General features: G+C 64.8%; 17 protein-coding genes. 7 read left to right on the top strand and 10 right to left on the bottom strand.

What is annotated here, in order from left to right; all coding sequences use genetic code 11:
- Window positions 1-4: 4 nt before the first annotated feature.
- The 6 genes from B2246_RS18340 to B2246_RS18315 are packed head-to-tail and all read right to left on the bottom strand — an operon-like array spanning window position 5 to window position 6,399.
- Window positions 5-1,435 (bottom strand): MmgE/PrpD family protein, encoded by a 1,431-nt coding sequence (locus B2246_RS18340; protein ID WP_008644277.1) that lies wholly within the window; start codon window positions 1,433-1,435, stop codon window positions 5-7.
- 16 nt (window positions 1,436-1,451) lie between these two features.
- Entirely contained in the window at window positions 1,452-2,018 is a 567-nt protein-coding gene (locus B2246_RS18335; RefSeq protein WP_286882564.1) for a YbhB/YbcL family Raf kinase inhibitor-like protein, read from the bottom strand.
- Entirely contained in the window at window positions 2,012-2,659 is a 648-nt protein-coding gene (gene leuD / locus B2246_RS18330) for a 3-isopropylmalate dehydratase small subunit (RefSeq protein ID WP_186425674.1), read from the bottom strand. Before leuD ends, B2246_RS18335 begins: the two co-directional genes overlap by 7 nt.
- Window position 2,660: 1 nt before the next feature.
- Complete coding sequence (gene leuC / locus B2246_RS18325) at window positions 2,661-4,058, bottom strand: 3-isopropylmalate dehydratase large subunit (RefSeq protein ID WP_186425673.1); 1,398 nt, start codon at window positions 4,056-4,058, stop codon at window positions 2,661-2,663.
- Window positions 4,059-4,061: 3 nt separating this feature from the next.
- Window positions 4,062-4,931 carry an isocitrate lyase/PEP mutase family protein gene (locus B2246_RS18320; RefSeq protein ID WP_286882563.1) on the bottom strand — a complete coding sequence of 290 codons (870 nt, stop codon included), beginning with the start codon at window positions 4,929-4,931 and terminating at the stop codon, window positions 4,062-4,064.
- A gap of 43 nt (window positions 4,932-4,974) precedes the next feature.
- Window positions 4,975-6,399 carry an MFS transporter gene (locus tag B2246_RS18315; protein WP_008644270.1) on the bottom strand — a complete coding sequence of 475 codons (1,425 nt, stop codon included), beginning with the start codon at window positions 6,397-6,399 and terminating at the stop codon, window positions 4,975-4,977.
- A gap of 143 nt (window positions 6,400-6,542) precedes the next feature.
- On the opposite strand from B2246_RS18315, the gene B2246_RS18310 reads away from it, so the two are divergent.
- Entirely contained in the window at window positions 6,543-7,340 is a 798-nt protein-coding gene (locus tag B2246_RS18310; protein WP_008644269.1) for a GntR family transcriptional regulator, read from the top strand.
- Between the two features lie 66 nt (window positions 7,341-7,406).
- Here B2246_RS18310 and B2246_RS18305 read toward each other — a convergent pair whose 3' ends face one another.
- Both B2246_RS18305 and B2246_RS18300 read right to left on the bottom strand, forming a co-directional pair.
- Window positions 7,407-8,183 (bottom strand): aldolase, encoded by a 777-nt coding sequence (locus tag B2246_RS18305; protein WP_011518603.1) that lies wholly within the window; start codon window positions 8,181-8,183, stop codon window positions 7,407-7,409.
- A gap of 45 nt (window positions 8,184-8,228) precedes the next feature.
- Window positions 8,229-9,233: a Bug family tripartite tricarboxylate transporter substrate binding protein gene (locus B2246_RS18300; protein ID WP_035883231.1), complete on the bottom strand. Its 1,005-nt coding sequence runs from the start codon at window positions 9,231-9,233 to the stop codon at window positions 8,229-8,231.
- A 109-nt stretch (window positions 9,234-9,342) separates the two neighbouring features.
- Between B2246_RS18300 and B2246_RS18295 the strand changes: the two genes are divergently transcribed.
- From B2246_RS18295 to B2246_RS18270, 6 genes are all read left to right on the top strand, one after another.
- The gene (locus tag B2246_RS18295) at window positions 9,343-9,981 is read left to right on the top strand and encodes a helix-turn-helix domain-containing protein (RefSeq protein WP_008647707.1); all 639 of its coding nucleotides are present in this window, start codon (window positions 9,343-9,345) and stop codon (window positions 9,979-9,981) included.
- 151 nt (window positions 9,982-10,132) lie between these two features.
- A complete protein-coding gene (locus B2246_RS18290; RefSeq protein ID WP_035883233.1) occupies window positions 10,133-10,645 on the top strand; it encodes an MOSC domain-containing protein in 513 nt (170 codons plus the stop codon).
- Window positions 10,645-11,598 (top strand): PDR/VanB family oxidoreductase, encoded by a 954-nt coding sequence (locus B2246_RS18285; protein ID WP_186425668.1) that lies wholly within the window; start codon window positions 10,645-10,647, stop codon window positions 11,596-11,598. The genes B2246_RS18290 and B2246_RS18285 overlap by 1 nt, the downstream gene beginning before the upstream one ends.
- Window positions 11,599-11,755: 157 nt before the next feature.
- Entirely contained in the window at window positions 11,756-12,616 is an 861-nt protein-coding gene (locus B2246_RS18280) for a YggS family pyridoxal phosphate-dependent enzyme (protein ID WP_286882562.1), read from the top strand.
- A 36-nt stretch (window positions 12,617-12,652) separates the two neighbouring features.
- On the top strand, window positions 12,653-13,519 hold the full coding sequence (gene pdxK / locus B2246_RS18275; RefSeq protein ID WP_186425666.1) for a pyridoxine/pyridoxal/pyridoxamine kinase: 867 nt from the start codon (window positions 12,653-12,655) through the stop codon (window positions 13,517-13,519).
- Window positions 13,520-13,523: 4 nt separating this feature from the next.
- Window positions 13,524-13,775 (top strand): cytoplasmic protein, encoded by a 252-nt coding sequence (locus B2246_RS18270; RefSeq protein ID WP_186425665.1) that lies wholly within the window; start codon window positions 13,524-13,526, stop codon window positions 13,773-13,775.
- Between the two features lie 93 nt (window positions 13,776-13,868).
- On the opposite strand, the gene asd is transcribed toward B2246_RS18270, so the two are convergent.
- Both asd and ptsJ read right to left on the bottom strand, forming a co-directional pair.
- Window positions 13,869-14,723: an archaetidylserine decarboxylase gene (gene asd / locus B2246_RS18265; RefSeq protein ID WP_008647693.1), complete on the bottom strand. Its 855-nt coding sequence runs from the start codon at window positions 14,721-14,723 to the stop codon at window positions 13,869-13,871.
- Window positions 14,724-14,901: 178 nt separating this feature from the next.
- On the bottom strand, window positions 14,902-16,197 hold the full coding sequence (gene ptsJ / locus B2246_RS18260; protein ID WP_286882561.1) for a transcriptional regulator PtsJ: 1,296 nt from the start codon (window positions 16,195-16,197) through the stop codon (window positions 14,902-14,904).
- Window positions 16,198-16,313: the final 116 nt, after the last annotated feature.

Here is a 16,313-nt window from a genome sequence, read left to right as displayed (position 1 = left end):
GGCGCTACGACATCGCCGATCCTACCGGTCCCGCCAGTAGTTCGGTGAGCGTGCCCGAATCCTCCAGGTCATCCAGCGACAGCAGGCAATCCTCGATGGCGCGCTGGCGCTGCGCGGGTAGCAGGCCGTCGGTGAGTCGGCGGTACTTGGCCACCACCTGCTCGCGGCTCATCGGTTGCAGGGCGGACTTGGGGGCAGGTTGTTCGGCCTGCAACTCGGTGCCGTCACGCAGGCGAATGCGCAGGCGGGTCCGGCCACGGCCAAGCGCGCCGGCCTGGTCGAATCCGGCGTCGTGGTGCGCGCGAATCCGTGGAATGAGTGCCCACACGTCATCGCGGTCGATGCGCTCGGGCGCGAACTGTCGCACCATGGCTTCGCCGTCCAGCAGGGTTACCGCAAGCGCGTAGGCGATGTTCATCTGGGCGGCAATCGGCGTGATTGGCCGCGCGAGGTCCCACCAGCCGTGGTGATAGACGGCGTGGGAAAGGTCGACGTCGATGCGCTCCACATCCTCGGCGCGGAACCGGTGCGTGGCGACGAGATCGAGGAGGGCGTCGATGCCCGCGTGCAGCCCGCCCATCGCCGCATGGGCCTTGAGCACGAAGCGGGGCGTCTCCCAGTGCTCGCCGAGTCCGTGCGCGATCTGTGTGGCATCGGGGTTGTGCCCCTCGCCGAAGGTCGAGAGAAAGCCACCGTACTCGCGCTCGAAAACGCGCTGGATACCGCTGTAGCCGCTGGCCGCCAGATGGGCGGCGTAGAGTCCGTTACGCGCGGCAAAGCCGTGGTGCATACGCTTCGACATCGCTTCATATTGCGCGGCCATCAGACCGGCGGACTGCGTTGCCGCCAGTCCAAGGGCGTCTTCGAAGCCCGCGGCATCCAGTTGCAGCAGCGAGCCCACGGCCGCCGCCGCCGCGTGCGTGCCGAACACCGGACCCGAATGCCATCCACGCGACAGCATTTGGCCACCGTGCAGGGCCAGGCCGACGCGCGGACCCACCTCGAATCCGGCGATCGCCGCCGCCAGCATCCGATCGCCACGGATGCCGCCGAGTCTTTCCGCCGTGGCGAGCAGCGAAGGCAGGATCAGTGACGCGCTATGCAGCGGCGCCAGCGGGTGGAAGTCGTCGAGCTCGAATCCCTGGATAAAGGTGCCATTGAGCAAGGCGGCCACCGGAGCAGTCGCCTTGCGACCCCATCCAATGATGCTGCACGGCCCTTCGGCTTCGAGGGCCATGACCGATTCAACCGCGGTGCGGGACCACGGCAACTGGGCGCCAACCAGCGCGCAACCCACGCCGTCCAGCAGCAGCAACCTGGCCCGTTCGCGCACGGTGTCAGGCACCGCGCTCAAGTCGAAGTTGGCCAGCCAGGTAGCCAGTTGGCCGGTCGGGCCCGAGGGATCGCTGGCCTGTCGTCGAGCCTGTTCGCTCATGCTGTTCTCCATGTTTTCAGATACGTTCGAAAATGCCATCCAGACGGCCCCGGGCGAGGACCGATCGGTCAAGCTGCGCCAGCACTTCGCGCAGCGTCGGCGGATTGTCGAAATGCAGTTTCCCGTTGAGTGCCAGCAACTGGAAGGAGTAGCGATGGGGCCCGTGGCCGGGCAGGGCTCTCGGGCCGGCATAGGCGGTTTTGCCGAAGCTGTTGCGGCCCAGCACGGCATGGATGCTTGCCGGTGGATTGAAGGCGGCCTCCGGCAGGCCGCGCAGGTTGGGGTCGATGCCGGTGGCGACCATGTGCACGAATGGGCGTGGCAAGGGCGCATCGGCATCTTCGATGATCAGCACCAGTTCCTCGGTCTCCGAAGGCAAGCCGCGCCAGGCGAGTGCGGGCGAGCGATTCTCACCGACGCCCTTGCCGGCGTGCGCGACCGGAATCGTTTGCCCGGCGCCGAAGCTGCCGCTGCTGAGTTCCAGCAGAGCGGGGGCAGAGGCAACGGCCGGGTGATGCCAGGCAAGGCGTTGCTCTCCGGCCCTTCGTCCTTTCAGGAGACGTCCCAGCAGGCGGCTCAGCATGATTTGACTCCGCTTCCGCTATCGGCATTGGCTTCGGACAGGTCCCATACCCAGGGCCGGCGCTGACGGTCGGCGGCCTGCCAGGCACGGATCTGGTTGTCTTCGAGCAGCGTGCCCCCGATCTCGTCGAGGCCCTGGAGGAGCATCTCCCGGCGGAGTGGGTCGATATCGAAGCTCCAGCGGCGATCGCCGGCTTCGACCACCTTGTGCTGGAGATCCACCTTGAACGGGATGGCATGGCGCGCGAGGTTCATCAGTTCGCTGACCAGCGCCTCGTCGAGAATCAAGGGCAGGATGCCGTTCTGGAAGCAGTTGTTGTAGAAGATGCTGCCGAAGCTTGGCGCGATGATGCACCGATAGCCCATCGACTGCAGCGCCCAGACGGCGCTCTCGCGCGACGAGCCGCAGCCGAAATTGGCACCGCTGACAAGAATCGGCGCGCCGGAGAACTCAGGCTGGGCCGGAAGGAATGCCGGATCGGGGCTGCCATCGGCCAGGTAACGAATCGCCTCGAAGGCGTGCACGCCAAGTTGGTCTCTGGGTACGGTGGTAAGGCGCTCGATGCGGATGATGACATCGGTATCGAGGTTGGCGCGGGGCAACGGCGCCGCAAGGCCAGCAAGTGTATGGAACGGTTGCATCTCAGAAGCTCCTGATGTCGGTCAGCACCCCAGTGATCGCCGCTGCCGCTGCCATGGCCGGGCTGGCCAGATGCGTGCGGGCGCCCGGTCCCTGACGGCCGACGAAATTGCGGTTTGAGGTGGAGACCGCTCGCGCACCCGGAGGCACCTGTTCACCGTTGGCCGCCACGCACATGCTGCAGCCGGGCTCCCGCCACTGGAATCCAGCATCTTCGAAGACGCGATCCAGCCCTTCGGCCTCGGCGGCGCGCTTGACCAGTTCGGAGCCGGGCACCACCCAGGCCGTCACGCCGGCGGCTACGCTGCGGCCACGCACGACGTGTGCTGCATCGCGCAGATCGGATAGCCGGGAGTTGGCGCAAGAGCCAATGAAAACCCAGTCGACCGGCGTGCCTGCCAACGCCTGTCCGGCCTCGAGCCCCATGTACGCCTGCGCTGCGCGCCATTCCTCCGCTACGGCCGGGTTTGGGGCATCGTCCGGGTGGGGCACGCACTGGTCGATGGCGACTGCCTGGTCCGGACTGGTGCCCCACGTAATCACCGGACGCACGGCTTCGGCAACGATGTGTTCTTCTCGATCGAACACGGCGTCCGCGTCGCCGGCCAGGGACCGCCACGTCTCGACGGCACGCTCGAACAACTCGCCCTTTGGGGCGAAAGGCCGGCCGCGCAGGTAGTCGAACGTGGCGTCGTCCGGTGCGACCATGGCGAATTTGGCGCCCAGCTCCACCGCGAGGTTGCACAAGGTCAGCCGGCCCTCGATCGGCATGGCTTCGATCGCCGGTCCGGCGAACTCCACGGCGTGGCCGACGCCGGCGGATGCGCCGAGTGTTGCGATGATATGCAGGGCCAGGTCTTTCGGTGTCACGCCCCTGGGCAGTCGTCCATCGACACGCACGCGCATACGCCGCGGCTTTTGTTGGCGCAGCGTCTGGGTGGCCAGCACATGCACGATTTCGGACGAGCCGATACCGAAGGCCAGCGCGCCAAGGCCACCGTTGGTACACGTATGGCTGTCACCGCAAACCAGGGTCGTGCCGGGGAGCGCGATGCCCAGTTCGGGCGCCATGACGTGAACGATGCCCTGACCCGGCTGGCCGAGGTCGAACAGACGAATGCGGCCTTTCTCGCTCCCCTGCTTGAGCCCGGCCCAGAGCATGGCACCAAGTGGATACGTTGTTTCCGTGCGACCGGGCGCGCTGGAGACGACGTGATCGGGCGTTGCAAAGCACAGTTCCGGGTTGTGCGGCGGCAGCTTGCGCTTGGCGAGCTCCCCCAGGGCCGGCGCGCCGGAGAGATCGTGCAGCAGATGCCGGTCAATGTGCAGTAGCGCCCAGCCGTCACCGAGGTCCTTGATGACATGCGCATCCCAGACCTTGTCAAAAAGCGTTCGACCCATGCTTCACTCCTGATGGCTTTGCTGGAAGTGCTGCCGGAGCGCGCTCCATTCGTCGGCACCCAGCCGGCGGAACAGCGCGGCGACGGTCGCGTCCATCCGGGGCGCGGGCATTTGCCCCTCGCGCTGCACGTCCTGCAGCACGGTGTCGCAGGCTTCGATGGAGGCCTTGAGCAGAAGACCGGGAAGGATGACCATGCGATATCCGAGTTCCCCCGCTTCTGCGAATGGCAGCAGCGGTGTGCGTCCGGTGGGGACCAGATTGAGCAAACAAGGCCCGCTGACTTCGCGCGGGATGGTGGCGACTTCTTCGCGGGTTTGCGGCGCTTCCACGAATGCCATATCGGCGCCGGCCTCGAGTGCGAGGTTCGCGCGGGTGATGGCCTCTTCGAGGCTGACCACGGCGCGCGCATCGGTCCGCGCGATGATCGTGAAGTCCGGATGCCGCCGCGCGGCCACGGCGGCGCGGATCTTGGCGAGGAACTCGTTTCGTTCCACGATCTCCTTGCCGTCCAGGTGGCCGCAGCGTTTGGAGAAGACCTGGTCCTCGATATGGATGGCCGCGACGTTGCGGGATTCGAACTCGCGCACGGTGCGCGTGACGTTGAGCTCGTTGCCATAGCCGGTGTCGGCATCGGCAATCAGCGGGATGTCCACCGAACGCGCGAGCACGGCGGCGTTCTCGACCATTTCGCTCATGCCGAGCAGGCCGAAGTCCGGGAACCCGCGGGCAGCGGCGGTGCCGGCGCCGGTCATGTACACGGCGCTGAATCCCGCCTGCTGAACGAGGCGGGCGGTGAGGCCGTCATAAGCGCCCGGTGCGACCACGATTTCCGGTCGGGCGAGCAGTTGGCGCAGCTGGGTGGCAGCGTTCATCGAGGTCTCCTGGCTTGATTTGAGGATGATGCGAAGGGTTGGGTCACTGACTGATCTCCTCGAGCGAGAGGCCGGAGGTACGCGGTCCGAGCAGGCCGATACTCAGGGCCACCAGCAGCATGCAGGCGACGATCAGCCCCACCGCGCCGGGCACGCCAGCGTGCTTCAGCGATGCGGCGATCAGGAATCCGCTCAATGCGCCGGAGACACGGCTCACGGCATAGACGAAGCCGATCGCCTTGGCGCGGTGGCGCGTCGGATACAGCTCGGCCTGGTACGAGTGGAAGCCCAGCGAAATCATGGTTCCCCCGAGTGTCAGCAGCGCGCCCGTCATCAGGATGGCGACCCCGCTGTTCAGGTTCACGAACATCGTGCCTGCGCCGGCCATTACCAGCGCGGAGACCACGATCAGGGTCTTGCGCTCGACACGATCGACGAAGGCCACCGCCAGCAGCGGGCCAAGCGGTGCGACGAGGGAGACCATCAATCCGTACTCGAGGCTCGAGGAAAGCCCCACGCCACGCTGCACCAGGAACGTGGGCATCCAGTTCGAAAAGCCATAGAGGCCAATGGCCTGGGCGGCGTGGAACAGCACGAGCATGACTGTTCGGCGTCGGTACGGCGCGCGCCAGATCTCGCGGAAGGCGGCCGGTTTGCCAACGGGCACCTCGCGCGGCGGGAGAGGTGCCGGCAAGGGGCGGCCACTCTGCTGGCGGGCTTTTGCTTCCAGTTGCTCGACCACTGCCGTGGCCTGCTGCAATCGGCCATGGCTGGCCAGCCAGCGAGGACTTTCCGGCAGGCCCAGCCGCAACAGCCAGACGAACAGTGCTCCGACGCCGCCCATCAGCACCACCACGCGCCAGCCGTCGAGACCCAGCACGGTGCGCGGCACGAACCACCAGGCCATCAGCGCGACTGACGGCACGGCAAGGTAGGAAATCACCGCGCTCACCGCGAACGCGCGGCCACGGATGCGCGCCGGCACGAGTTCGCTCAGGTAGGCGTCGATGGTGACCAGCTCCACGCCGAGGCCGATGCCCGTCATCAACCGCCAGAAGTTCAGCCAGGCCGCGTCGTGCTGGAACGCCATGCATACCGCCGACGCCGAATACCAGAGCAGGGCGACGGTGAATACCGAGCGCCGCCCAAGTCGATCGGCAATCGACCCGAATGCCAGTACGCCGATCAGGAGGCCAAGGAACGTCGCGGCGATATAGCTCGCCGCGCCGTCGAGGGCGAAGAAGCCTTCCGTGGTCGCGCTGAGCACGCCGCTGTGGATGATCCCGGGCAGCACATAGGCCGTGGAGAAGAGCTCATAGAACTCGAAGTAGGCCCCCAGCGAGAGCAGCAGGACCAGGCTCCAGGTGCTGCGCGTGGCTGGAAGGCGGTCTATCCGTGCGGCCAGTTCGCCGGCACTGATGCGTGCGGGGGCGGCCTGCGATGCCGCGGACAGCGTCCGATCAGTCATGTTGTCTCCGTCTTATCTGTACGGACTTGGCATGCGCTGCCTCGTCCGCAATTAATGTTGTTATATTATTATGATGTCATAGATACGGCACAGCAAGGGGAATTTCAGATAAGCTCCGGACTGACAGGAGGGATTCGCCACAAATGACATCGGATGTGATGCATAGCGCGCTAAAGCGTAGCCCGGGCACGTCGTTGCACCGGCAGATGTTCACGGTCCTGCGCGATCTGATCGTGCGCGGCCAGTACCGCGCCGGCGCGATGATTCCGAAGGAGGAAGAGCTTTGCGCCATGTTTGGCGTTTCGCGCATCACCGTGCGGCGCGCATTGGCCGATCTGGAAGCGGAAGGGCTGGTCGAAAAGCGCCAGGGCAAGGGCACGTTCGTTCGCCTTGAACTGCCGGCGATGCGCCCGATGGCCACGCTTGGGTATCTCGAATCGCTACGTCAGATTTCGGATGAAACGCAGGTCGAAGTGCTGAACTTCGAGCGGCTGCTGGCGGCAGGGGATATCGCGCAGCTACTGGGGATCGAGGAGGCGTCGCCGCTGCTGCACGTGACGCGTCTGCGCCGCAAGGCCGCAGTGCCCGTGATGATTACCGAGACATGGGTGCCGGAGGCGTATATCGGAGAGATCAACCAGTCGGATCTGGAAACGGAGCCGCTGTTCGAGCTGCTGATGAAGCGGGGCATCCGGTTTGGGCGCGTGGCGCAGGAGTTCACCGCCATCGCTGCATCGCCGGCGCAGGCGCGGCTGCTGCAGGTACCCCCGGGCCAGCCGCTGATCGGTATCAACCGGCTGATCTATGACGATCAGCAGCACCCCGTGCAATACCTTGTGGTTGTGATGTCGCCGGAGCGCAGCAGGGTGCTGATGGATATCGCGGTCGGGGCCATGAATACGCCGGCGACCGGAAGCATCGTCCACGACGCCGCCGCCTAGCCGCCTAGCCGCCTGGCCGCCTGGTCGGGCGGCGGCGTTGTGGCAGTCGACGGGACTACGCCAACCTTACTGCGCGTCGAGCTGGCGGCGCGCGCGGCGCGAATAGTAGGCGAAGGTCGCTTCGAATCGCTTCTGCGTGCTGACCCAGCGCTGAGCCTCGCGACCGAGTTCGGGTGGAATCGGCTGGATTTCCCCGGCGGCCATCGCCAGCAGTTGCAGGCGAGCGGCGCGCTCGAACATCACGCCCAGCACGCAGGCTTCTTCCACCGACGCGCCCGCCACCAGCAGGCCGTGGTGCGACAGCAGAATCGCTTTCTTGTCGCCCAGGGCGCCCGCGATGAGTTCGCCCTCTTCATTGCCGACTGGAATGCCTGGCCATTTTTCCAGGAACGCGGTCTGGTCGTACAGCACGCACGTGTCCATATGCGAGATCGTCAGCGGCACTTCCAGCATGGCAAGCGCGGAAGCGTGCGGCGCGTGAGAGTGCACGATGCAGTTCAGATCGGGACGCGCGCGATAGAGCCACGAATGGAAGCGATTGGCGGGGTTTGGCATCCCGTTCCCCGAAATCACTTCGAGATCCTCATTGACGAGCAGGAGGTTGTCCGCCGTGATTTCGTCGAAGCCAAGACCCAGGCGTTGCGTGTAGTACGTGCCCGGTTGTTCCGCCCGCGCCGTGATCTGGCCGGAGAGCACGGAATCGTGCCCGAATGTGAACAGGATCCGGCAGGTCTCGGCGACAGCTTCGCGCAGCGGCATTCTGTCCGCGCGGAGTTCGGTCTGCATTTTTTCGAGCGAAGACGCGACGATTTCGCTCTTGCTCAACTGCATGGTATTGGCCATGTTGTGTCCTTCAGGGATGTGCTGGAGTCGGGATAGGAGGTGGCTTTACTTGTTGCCTGCGCCAAGCAGGGCAGACCATCGCTGATTCTCGTCGCTGATCAGCTTGCGGAATTGTTCGGGTGATGACGCGGCGGGCTCGGTCCCTTGCGCGATAAGCGTTGCCTTGAACTTCGGATCGGCAGCCACCTTCGCCACGGCGGCATTGAGTTTTTTCACGATGGCCGGATCAAGTCCCGCGGGTCCGATCAGGCCGGCCACGGAGCCGGATACCAGTGATGGAAAGCCAAGCTCTGCTGTGGAGGGTACCTGCGGCGCGGTGGAGAGCCGGTGCGGGCTTGCCACGGCCAGCGCGCGGAGCTTGCCGGACGTCACGAACGGCATCACCTGGGGCGTGGCCTCGAATGTCATGTTGACCTGGCCCGATACGACGTTGGTGACGGATTCCGCGCCGCTCTTGAATGGCACATGCAGGAATTCGACCTTCGCCACGTCCTGGAAAATGCGCATTCCCTGATAGGGCGCGCTCCCCACGCCGGCGGTGCCGACGCTGATGGCATCGGGCTTGCGCTGAGCGAGCTTGATCAGTGCGGGCAGAGTGTTAGCCGGAACATCCGCGCCAACCACGACGAGGAATGGCGTGGACCCCACAAGCGAGATGTAGGTGAAATCCTTCGCGCTATCAAAGTTGACCTTGACGTCCGTATGCGGATTGACGGCCAGCACGCCAACGGTGGCAAACATCAGCGTGTAGCCATCGGGGCGCGCGCGCCGCACGAAGTCGGCAGCGATGTTGCCGCCGGCGCCGGGCCGATTCTCTACCACCACCGACTGGCCAAGCTGCTCGGAGAGCGCCTTGCCCGTCGCTCGCGCGATAAGGTCGGTAATGCCACCGGCGCCGAACGGCACGACCAGGGTGATTGGCTTGTCGGGGTATCCGGTGGCATTGGCGGTGAACGGGATACTCAGCAGCATGGCGGCAGCCAGGCTGGCCATGGATGACAGGCTACGGCGGCGGTGGGGGCGGGTAGGGCGGGTGGGACGCACTTGCATTCTCCTTCAGGGGGCATATTGGAAACAAGTGTGTCTAGCATGACACCAAAGTGTCCTTAGTGCAACCGAGTTGCCGGGTGGGTCCATCGGGCCGTAAAATCGCGGACCGATGGATGCGCCGGTTCAGGCGCGCACAAACCTCGATTCCGGGATGAGCAAAAAGCAAAAAGTGGAACCCGTGGCGGCCGAGCCGAGCATTGCCGAGCGGCTGGCCGAGCTGCGCAAACTCAACGGCCTGACGCTCGAAGAACTGGCGCAACGCGCGTCACTGACCAAGAGCTACCTGTCCAAGCTGGAGCGGGGACTGTCGTCGCCGACCATTGGCACTGTGCTCAAGCTGGCCGATGCGCTGGGCGTGACGGTGGATCAACTCATCACGCGGTCGTCGCGAGCCAACGAGATTCTTCATATCCGGGCGGCGGACCGGATTCCTTTCAGCCCTTCCACGGAGCGCCTTGGCTATACCTACGAGGCCATTGCGACCGAACGGCCCGACAAGGCGATGCAGCCGTTCATCATGGTGCCGCCGTTCACGCTGGAAGAAGGCCAGCCCATGGCGAGCCATGCGGGAGAGGAACTGATCTTCGTCGTTTCGGGCGAGATGGAGGTCCTGTTCGATGACCGTACCGTGCGCATGAGCGCTGGCGATTCGCTGTATTTCAACGCTTCCATTCCGCACCGGTCACGTTCGCTGGGGCGGATTCAGGCACAGGCCCTGGTAGTCGTCAGCGATCGCAAGAAGGCGTAACGCGAAGGCGAACCCTCGCGGAGGCTGACTTTCGCTCCAGGCAACAGCGGATCACGTAGTTCTGCAATTCACTTGCCGCGCCGTACCTCTGGCCCTATGATTTCATGACACAGTGTGTCATATAGGAAATTTTAAGGGTATGGAGGAAACCGTGAGTCAGACCTCAGACCGCAGCGTCGAAGCCACTGCGCCGTCGTGGCGTGGTGTTGTCCGCTTTCTTCACAAAACGCCAAGGGCTTTCCTGCCGATGCTGCCCTTTCCGGAGATCACCCTCGTCGCTGGCAAGGGTATCGAAGGGGATCGCTACATGATCGGCAACGAGGCAGGGTTCTACTCTCACAAGCCTGAAGAGGGCCGGCAGGTCACGCTGTTCGAACTGGAAACGCTCGAGGCGCTGGCCCGGGATGCCAAGGTCGTGTTGCATCCCGAGGAACACCGCCGGAACGTCACGGTAGAGGGCGTGCCTCTCAATCACCTCGTGGGGCGCCGGTTCTGGCTTGGCGACACGTTGCTGGAAGCCACTCGCCTGTCCACGCCATGCCGTCACCTGGAGGAAATCCTGGGCAAGGCTGTCTTCGATCCGCTCGTTCATCGCTCGGGTCTCAACTGCAAGATACTCAGCGGCGGTGTGGTCCGTATTGGCGATGTAGTGAGGCCAGCCTGATGGCGGCCCGGCCCATCAAGACCGTCTCGGTGGTGGTGTCCGCCATCGACGAGCCACTGCCCGGCGTCAAGCGGTTCGTCCTCAGCGACCAGGACCACTGGCCATTGCCGCCTTTCACCCCCGGCGCGCATATCGACCTGCATCTCGGAGGCGGCCTGGTGCGCACGTACTCGCTGTGCAACGCGCCTTCGGACAGGAACCGGTATGTCATCGCCGTGAAGCACGAGGTGGCGGGGCGAGGGGGATCGGCCTTCGTGCACGAGCGGCTCGATGTCGGGGCGTCGATCGGGGTGTCGCTGCCCAGAGGTGGCATCCGCACCACGGATACGGGGATGAACGTCTTCATCGCAGGCGGGATAGGTGTGACGCCGTTTATCTCGACGATCTGCGATCTCGAACTGCGGGGTCAGACGAACTACGTGCTGCACTGGTCTAGCGCGGGGGCGCCATCGCTCGTCGACATGCTGGGCGACGCCATCGCGGCGGGCAGGGTCCGGCTGTACGACACGCGCGTCGAATCCGCGCCGGATATGGATGCAATTCTGAATGCGTGCGATGGGAACGCCAAAGCCTATTGCTGCGGTCCGGTGAGGATGCTTGACGTCTTCGAGCGGATCGTCGAAGGCTGGCCGGACGCCCGCAAGCACATCGAGCGCTTCACGCCGCCCAAACCTGTGGAAGATACCGACGCGGCGCCCTATACCGTGGTGCTGGCAAGGAGCGGGAAGGAGGCGATCGTCGAGCCAAATGTCGGGCTGGTCGCAACGCTGGAGGCACTTGGGGCGGACGTGTCCGTGTCTTGCGGAGGCGGCGTTTGTGGCGCGTGCAGGACGACCTGGCTGGAAGGCCCGCCGATTCATCGGGACCGGGTCCTGTCGCCGGAGGAGCGCGCCCAGGACGTCATGGTCTGTGTGGCCGGATGCGCGGGGTCACGTCTGGTGCTGGATCTGTAGGGGCTGCCGTTTCGCCCCTGAGCCTGTGCATGGTTTCGGTTTTCGCCGGATCCCACTCCGTCCTGTGTCGTGATAGCATTTGTCCTATGACAATGCTGCGGCGGGAGTGGCATGTCCGCTCACCGCTGATATCCCGATATGCGCCGAGGCCCGGGCCATGCACACAGATTCCCCTGATTCCGTACATCCGACGCAGCCGCTCCACGACCTGCACAACCGCTGGCCACAGGCCGAGTCCGTGGAGGACTTCCGTCACAACCTCGCAGCGGTTCATGCGCGCATCGCGGCGGCCTGTCACCGCGTTGGCCGTGATCCTGCCGGTGTGCGGCTGTTGCCCGTCAGCAAGACCAAGCCGGAGGCGAGCATTCGTCTGGCCCATGCGGCCGGCTGCCGTCTGCTCGGTGAAAACAAGCCGCAGGAGGCCTACCGAAAGTGGGAGGCGCTGGCGGATCTGGAAGACCTGCAGTGGTCGGTGATTGGCCACCTGCAAACCAACAAGGCCAAGCTCGTGGCGCGTTTCGCCACCGAGTTCCAGGCGCTGGACAGCCTGCGCGTGGCCGAGGCACTGGACCGACGTCTGCAGATCGAGGGCAGGGCGCTCGATGTGTTTGTGCAGGTCAACACGTCCGGCGAGGCGAGCAAATTTGGTCTGCATCCCGATGAGGTGCCGGGATTTCTGCGCGCGCTGCCTGCGTTCTCCGGCTTGCGCGTGCGCGGGCTCATGACGCTGGCGCTGCTGTCGGCGGAAGCCGAGCGGGTACGCCAGTGCTTCGTGCTGCTGCGCGAGCTTCGCGAGCGGCTACGGCAGGATGCGCCCGTCGGCATCGGGCTCGAGGCGCTTTCGATGGGTATGTCCGGGGATTTCGAGATTGCTATCGAGGAAGGCGCCACGGTCGTGCGTGTTGGTCAGGCAATTTTTGGCGCCAGATCTACGCCCGATAGCCATTACTGGCCAGAGGCGGAGGAGGGCGACCCTACAATGAGTGCTGCTCGCTCCGGCCTTCAAGACGAACGTTGATGGCACACGCTGAATTGCATCGCAAGGGAATGATCCATGTCTGCTGAGACAGATTCCGGGGACGCGCTGCGTCCCATCTTCATGGACGTTGTGTCCGTACAGTCGCAGGTGGTCTATGGCCATGTTGGCAACAACGTGGCGTTGCCAACGCTGCGTGCGCATGGCCTGAACGTGGCCGCCGTGCCGACGGTCATGTTCAGCAACACCCCTCACTACCCGACGCTGCACGGTGGGGCGCTACCCACCGACTGGTTCGGGGGATATCTAAGCGACCTGTCGGCCCGTGGCGCGCTCCAGCGCCTGAAAGCCATCCTGGTCGGCTATCTCGGCAATCCGGAGCAGGTGGCCGTGCTATCCCGCTGGATCAATCAGGTGTTGGCCGAGTACCCGGATGTGCAGGTGATCGTCGACCCGGTGATCGGTGACCATGACACCGGGATCTATGTCGCGGATGGCATGGTCGAGGCCGTGCGCGAGCTGCTTCTGCCGCTGGCGCATGGACTCACGCCGAACGATTTCGAACTCGGGCATCTGAGTGGCCGTTCCGCCGACAGCGTCGAGCAGGTCGTCGCCGCCGCGCGCAGCCTGTTGACCGATCGCGTGCAATGGATGGTGGTCACCAGCGCGGCCCCCGGCACGTGGGGACACGACGACATGAAACTGCTCATCGTTACCCGGCACGATGCGCAGGTGCTGAGCCATCCCCGCATCCCGGTGTCACCCAAGGGCACCGGAGACCTGTTCAGCGCGAAGTTGACCGCGCGGCTATTGGAAGGAATGCCGCTGGCTGAGGCTGCGGCCAGCGCCAGCGACCACGTGGTGACCGCTCTGGAAGCCACCCGTCGCGCGCAAAGCCTGGAGCTTCAATTGCCGTCGACCCCCTGTATCACGCATCGAGAGTGATCCGATGAAAACGTATCGACTCAACATCTGGCGCCATGACAGGCTGCTGGGCCATTTCGATTCCGGCACACCGTGGGCCGCGGAGGCCGTCAAGGACATTGCGGGCCGCCTAGGTGCCTCGGATGGCTATCGACTCGAGTTGCTTGTGGCAACGGATGAGCGTCGTGTGGTGGAAAGCGGCCCCGGTGGCGTGCGGGTGCTCGGCATCGAGCCGCTGTTCGTCAAGACCTCCCTGGACGAGCACATCCAGGGCTGAAATCGGTCAGGTGCGTGGGGCGGTTGTGGGGCGATTGTGGGGCGGATTGTGGGGCGGATTGTGGGGCGGATTGTGGGGCGAATGCGGGACGACTCAGCCCCGGCTGGCAATTGCCTGACCCAGCCGCACCGGCTGTCCGACCTGCCAGTCCGGATGGTATTGCCATGCCGATCCCGGCATCAGCAACACGATCGTCGAGCCGAGCTGGAAGTGCCCCATCTCCACACCCTGGAGCAGATCCTTCAGTTGAGGTGCGGTAGCGCCGTCGGCGTAGTGCCACTCCGAGACTTGCCCGGATCGCTTGGGCTCCACCAGGCCATGCCAGACCGTGGCGATGCGCCCGACGATGGCCGCGCCCACGAGCACCAGCGCAAAGACGCCGTGCTGCGGATGCTCGAACCAGCAAACCAGACGCTCATTGATGGCGAGCAGTCCGTCGATGCCTTCAACGATATCTGGCCTGACGGAGTACAGCTTGCCGGGCACATGACGCATGCCCAGCAGGCGCCCATCGCACGGCATGTGAATCCGGTGGTAGTTGCGGGGGCTCAGATACACCGTGGAAAAGCACCCACCCTCCAGCTGTTTCGCGAGGGCGGCATCCCCCAGCAACGCGGTGGCGCTGTAGGCATGTTGCTTGGCATGGATCATCTGGCCGGCTTCGACGCGCCCAATCTGGCTGATCGTGCCGTCCACCGGGCTGGTCCAGTCTGCTGCGGCGATCGGGCGCGCGCCGGGGCGCAACGCGCGGATAAAGAACTCGTTGAACGTCGGATAGGTGGTGAGGTCGCTGACCAATGCCTCATCGAGGTCGATCTTGTGCCGGCGCACGAACGTGCGGATCAGGTACTGGGCGAGCCAGGGCTGACGGCAATCCGCCAGTTGACCTGCGATACGGGTCAGCAGGTGTAGCGGGGCGAGGCGTTGCAGCAGGACCGAAAAGGACATGGAGGCGGGCGTTGGGGCGACCCGGTGCAACGCATCGGGCCGCTGATTGTTTCATGGGGCAGAATTCTAATGTGGAACGATCCCGTTTGTACTGTTTGTACCGTTTCTGCCCGGTATCGTCGCAAGGTGTCGTTGTTACGGCAGGGAATCACTGTATTGCCACCGTGGTGACGGCGATCTACCCAAGGCTGCGCCTGATGTCCTGCGCCAGCCGTTCGCATTGTGCCGGTTCGATGGCGGAAATCGTGATGCGCAGGCCCCGCACGCCATCCTGCACGGAGAAAACGCTCCCTTGCCGGACCAGCCAGCCTTGCCGGGCCAGTGCCAGGGCGATGGCCTGGTCGTCGCGCTGCAAGGGCACCCAGAGGTTGAAGCCATCGCCCTGCGCCATGTGCCCGATGCCCTGAGCGTCCAGCGCCTGCTCCATCGCCTGCCGGCGTCGGGCGTAGTCGTTCCGGGCCTTGTCGATCAGCCCGATGGTCTCGGGGCGGGTGACGGTGACCTCGACGATGTCCTGCAGAAGGTGGCTGACCCAGCTTGTTCCGGGCGCCAGGCACAAGCGTAGCTGCCGGGATGTGGCCACGTCGCTGGCAACCGCGGCGACGCGAAGATCGGGGCCCAGTGCCTTGGTGAAGGACCGCACCACGGCCCAGCGATAGGTGCTGCGAGGAATCACCGGGTGGTAGGAGGCGCCAGAGAGCAGGGCGAAATGGTCGTCGACGATTACCGGCACATTGGGATGCTTTGCGAGCAATCGCGAGATTGCCCGCGCCCGCTTCTCGCTCAGGCAGCAGCCCGTCGGGTTGTGCGCGCGCGGCGTCAGGATGACAGCCTGAGCCCCTTTGGCAAGGGCGCTTGCCAGACCTTCTGCCTGGATGCCTTCCGCATCCACGGGCACGCCGATCGGCTGCAGTCCGATGGCGCGCAGCATGTTGATGCTGCTCAGGAAGCAGGGATTTTCGACCGCTACCTTGTCCCCAGCCACCAGATACGCGTTGAGCAGCCGCTCGATGGCATCGACGGCGCCATGCGCCAGATTGACTTCGAAAGGCGTGGGGCAGTCGGGCTCGAACCATTTCCGCACATACGCTTCCAGCCCGGCATTGACGGTGGGTTCGCCATAGAGCCGCGGTTTGTAGGGGCGACTCTGCAGCGCGGCCGAGATATCCGGCAGCCACTCGATATTCGGATTGCCGCTGGCAAGATCGGTCAGGGGGCTGCCCGCCAGCGTGCCTTCCTGCTCACCCGGCTCGTACTGGTCGCGGATGATCGTGCCAAGCCGCCCCTGCGTCACGGCAATGCCCGCCATGGCGAGGCGCTTGTAGGCCGCGGCCACCGTGTTCCGATTGATGCCCAGTTCCAGGGCCAGGTCGCGTACGGGGGGAAGAGACGTTCCGGGGAGCAGTTGCCGGGACTGCGTCAGGGTGCGTACACAGTCGAAGATCTCCGCGGCGGTCTTGCCGTGTATTTTCATTGGGTGCCAGGACAGTCGATGTGTGCGGGAAAGCCAGGATTCATCTGGCCCGATCCAGTCCGATCTGGCCCGAAGGCGTCATTCTGACATGCCCGGACACTTGGCAGGTATGCCAA

This window comes from Cupriavidus sp. UBA2010 (assembly GCF_002335265.1).
Classification (GTDB): Bacteria; Pseudomonadota; Gammaproteobacteria; order Burkholderiales; family Burkholderiaceae; genus Cupriavidus; species Cupriavidus metallidurans.
This window is presented reverse-complemented; position numbering and strand designations above follow the sequence as displayed.